This is a genomic window from Microbacterium sp. (assembly GCF_029263575.1).
Classification (GTDB): Bacteria; Actinomycetota; Actinomycetes; order Actinomycetales; family Microbacteriaceae; genus Microbacterium.
In genome coordinates this window covers 1-4,421 of the sequence record NZ_JAJUFV010000208.1, presented here as the reverse complement: position 1 = coordinate 4,421, position 4,421 = coordinate 1, and the positions used below count along the sequence as shown (strand labels likewise).

2 protein-coding genes are annotated in these 4,421 nt (G+C 63.9%); both read left to right on the top strand.

All coding sequences use genetic code 11. From position 1 onward, the window contains the following. The coding region (locus Q1J95_RS14870) for a phospholipase D-like domain-containing protein (protein ID WP_300269027.1) at positions 1–1,462 on the top strand (1,462 nt) is incomplete at its 5' end. Next, a partial coding sequence (locus tag Q1J95_RS14865; protein WP_300269024.1) for a helicase-related protein occupies positions 1,459–4,421 on the top strand: 2,963 nt, incomplete at its 3' end. The genes Q1J95_RS14870 and Q1J95_RS14865, both read left to right, overlap by 4 nt.

Sequence of the window (4,421 nt, the reverse complement as noted above, 5' to 3'; positions counted from 1 at the left end):
GTGGTTCCTCGAGTACGCAGCCGGCGAACGTCGCATCTACCGGTATCTTTGCGCAAGCCGGAACCTCACCGACGATCGCAGTTGGGACACCATCGTGCGTCTCGACGGCACTCCCGCTGAAGGCGGCGTCGCTCGCGATGAGAACAGCCCACTCGTCGATCTGCTCGCCTTCCTTCCGGGACTCGCGGTCAACGCTCTACCTGCGGAGCGTCGCACCGAGATTCTCGCGTTCGCCGGACGCCTCCGCGCCGTGAAGTGGGAGCTACCGACCGCCGCGCGGGACGTGCAGTTCCACGCAGTCGGCATGCCAGGATCGGTATTCCCCGACTTCCGCGGCAAGCGAGCGCTGATCATCTCCCCTTTCGCAACCGATGAGGGCTTGCGGATGCTGCGATCCGATGTTCGTTCGACGACGCATTTGGTGTCGCGCGCCAAGACTCTCGACGCGCTCCCACCCACAGCGCTCGACAAGAAACTCATGACGTACGTGCTCGACGACGCGGCGATCGGCGAGGACGCGAATGATGCGAACAGCCAGTTCGACCGGCTGAGCGGTCTGCACGCCAAAGTGATCGTCGTCGACCGGTTCGACGGTTCGCACGTCTTCCTCGGTTCGGCGAATGCCACGGATGCTGCGTGGCGCAGCAATGTAGAGGTCATGGTGGAATTCACCGGACCCGATTCGAAGTTCGGCGTGAACGCGACGCTGGAGGCGCTCGGCGACCTGAAGGAGGAATACATCACCGAGGGCGGGGCCGTCGAGTCCGAGGATGAGAAGGCCGAGCGGCGTCTTGAAGCGATGGTGCGAAAGCTCGCGGGGGCACGCCTCGTCGCGCGCGTGCTCCCCGGTACCCCGCATTCTCTTCGAGTGTGGGGCGAGCCGGACCTCGAAGCTTCTCTCTCCATCCTCACCGATGCGGGAATCTCTTTGCACTGGCGCCTGCTTACGCGAGCCGACCTCGGTGCCGGCACCCTCGCGACCGACGAGGCCACTGCCGTCACGATCCACGACATCCCGCTCACCGACATCACGCCCTTCATCGCTCTCGTGGCTCAAGACAGCGAGGGCCGCAAACGCCGCACCATTGTGCTCGCGCGTCTGCTCGACGACGTCCCCTCGCGCAAAGACGCCATCGTCGCGCGCCAGCTCACCGACCGTGCGGCCTTCCTCCGCTTGCTGACACTGATGCTGGAACTGTCAGGTGACCTCGTTGGCACGGGTACCGGCTCAGGCGACTTTGCTTTCAATGCCCCGGCGTCCGACGGATTCGACGGGTCGGGGCTGTTCGAAGCGCTCGTGCGCGCGCTTGGAGCTGGCCACCATGGCCTCGCCGACGCGCGCCGCGTCATCGACTACGTGCGCGAACACGGCGACGAGCAAGATCTATTGCCGGAGGGGTTCGATGAACTCTGGTCGAACGTCTGGGACGCCCACCATTCGTTGATGGGAGGTCGGCTGTGAGCAGCGTCGACGTCGACGCGGTGATGAGCGGACTGAAATCTTTTCAGCGCGACACCGTGAACCATGTCTTCGATCGTTTCTACGGGCCCGAGAGCGACGCGGCATCCGGTCGGTTTCTCGTTGCCGACGAAACGGGTCTCGGCAAGAGCATCGTCGCCCGCGGTGTGATCGCCCGTGCCATCGAACACCTCGAGCACGACGACAAGATCGAACGTATCGACATCGTCTATGTCTGCAGCAACGTCGACCTTGCGACGCAGAACCTCCGCCGGCTGAACGTCACAGGTGACGACCACATTGGCATGACGACACGACTGACGATGCTCGCTCGTGAGAGCAAGCGGCTGAGTGGAGTGTCCGGCGACGGTCGCAAGAAGGTGAACCTCGTCTCGTTCACCCCGGGTACATCGTTCAGCGAAGGCGGGCACCGACAGGGCTCTGCACCCGAGCGTGCGATGCTCACGCTCATCCTCGACCAACTGTTCAACAAGACCGACTCAGACCGGCGCATCACACGCGTGCTCATGCAGGGCACGGTGCACACCCGAGCAAACTTCGAGTACCGCATCGCGCATCTACGTAAGGAGCTCGATGGCGAGCCCGACCCAGTGATCGTCTCGGCGTTCGAGAAGCTGATTCGCGAGGATGGCTCGCTCGACCTCTTCTTCGAGCTGCGCGCGAAGCTGTGGATGAAGAAGAAGCTCCCGGACGACCTGTGGCATGACACACAGGAGCTGATGGGTCGGCTGCGACACGCGCTGGCGAAGGCCGGCGTCGACACGCTCCAACCTGATCTGATCATCCTCGATGAGTTTCAGCGCTTTCGTCAGCTCTTGAACCCTGAGTCGGGAGACGCCGGCGAGCTGGCGCACGCGCTTTTCGACCATGAGGATGCACGGGTGCTGTTGCTGTCGGCGACGCCGTACAAGCCGTTCACGAACGCCGAGGATTCCGAAGACGATCACTACAAAGACTTCCTCGCGACGGTGCGTTTCCTCGCGGGTGGCGGAGCGGGTTCTGAGAAGGCGGCATCCGACGCCTTGGCCGCCTACCGGCAGGCGCTGGTACTGAATCAGGATGCGGACGCCGCTGCTCTGGAGGTACGCAATCGACTGCTTCCTCTCATGAGCCGCTGCGAGCGGCCGCCGATCGCAGCAAACGAAGACCTCGTCGCGGTGCGTGAGCTGGCGACCGAGACACCCAGCGTCACCGATATGAAGGGCTGGGCGGCACTGCGCAACCTCGGCTCGACGGTCGATGCGCCGATAGATGTGGAGTACTGGAAATCGATCCCCTACTTCGCAAGCTTCATGGACGGCTACAAGCCGGCAGAACGCACCAAGCGTCTGCTCGCGGAAGGCAGCGCGAAGACGGCGAGCGCTTTGCGCAAGACACGCTCGCTGAACGCAGATGCAGTGGCGGCATTCGACCCCGTTGATCTCGGCAATGGCCACCTGCGTGCACTGGCCAACGAGACGGTAGAGAACGGTTGGTGGAAACTGCTGTGGATGCCCCCGACGATGCCGTATCTCGAGCCGGGCGAGATCTTCGGACCGCTGTCGGACGGATCGGTGACGAAGCAGGTGTTGTTCTCGGCATGGAGCGCAGCCCCCACAGCCATCGCATCACTGCTCAGTTATGAGGCTGACCGTCTTGCCGCTGGCGATCGTGAACTCCTGCGCGGCAACAACCCGGAGGCGCGGCGAGCAGCCAGTGCGCGTCTGCAGTATCGACTCGCAGAAGGACGCCCTGCCGCGATGTCGACGCTCGCGATGTTCTGGCCCCATCCGGGACTCGCCGGTATGAATGATGAGCTCGCGGCTGCGCGCGGGCGCGGTTCGCTCGTTGGCGCGGCGGACTTCGCGGCATCTTTCGTTCTCGATGACGCACCGGCTGCGGAACAGGTGGCGGATGCGTTCTTCACTGTTCCTGGCTTGCTGCCCGCGGAGTTGTCGAGGGTGAGCGCCGAAGAGTTGACCGCGCTGGTGGCAGCGGACGAAGACCGCGCGCGAGGTGTGACGGAGCATGTGCGCCGGGCGCTTGAAGAGCAAGGCACGAACCCAACGGCGCACCCCGACCTCGGTGATGTCGCTGCGTTCGCCCCCGGCAACGTGACACTGCGAGCTCTACGCAGCGTCGCCGGCGCGGATGCCACCGAAGCCGGCCTGTGGCGCAGCGCGTTCGTCCTCGCAGAGGGGCTACGCACGCTGTTCAATCGCACCGAGACGATCGCGCTACTGACGACGTTGTACGGGCAGGAGCAACCGTATTGGAAGAGCGTGCTGGCGTACTGCGCCGACGGCAATCTGCGCGCGGTCCTCGACGAGTACCTCTTCCAATTGGTGAGCGAGCTGGGCGCCACCGAACTTGACGATGACTCATTGATGCTCGTCGCTCGGCGCGCTGTGGACGCGATCTCTCTGCGCTCGACGCGCTATCTCGCGCACGACAATGCGGCTGAGCGTCGTGACATTTCGTTCACCGCCCGGTTCGCGCTGCGGTACGGCGGCAAGCAAGAGTCGGCCGACGAGAAGTCGGGAGTACGCCAGGGTGAGGTGCGAACTTCGTTCAACAGTCCGTTCGCTCCGTTCATTCTGGCATCGACGAGCGTCGGTCAGGAGGGCATCGACTTCCACTGGTGGAGCCACTCGGTCGTGCACTGGAACCTGCCGTCGAACCCGGTCGACTTCGAACAGCGCGAAGGCCGGGTGAACCGCTTCGCCGGACACGCTGTACGGAAGAACGTCGCTCACAAGCACTGGGATGATGTCCTCACATCGGACGATCCGCGCGCGTGGCGCGCCGCTTTCGACGCAGCGATCCAGGCTGAAAACGATCTCGGTGAGTTCTCCCCGTGGTGGATGTACCCGGGGCCAGCGCGCATCCATCGCGTGCTCGCGCGCTATCCGCTGAGCCGCGATATCAAGAAGTATGAGCGGCTGAGGTCAGCGCTGACGCT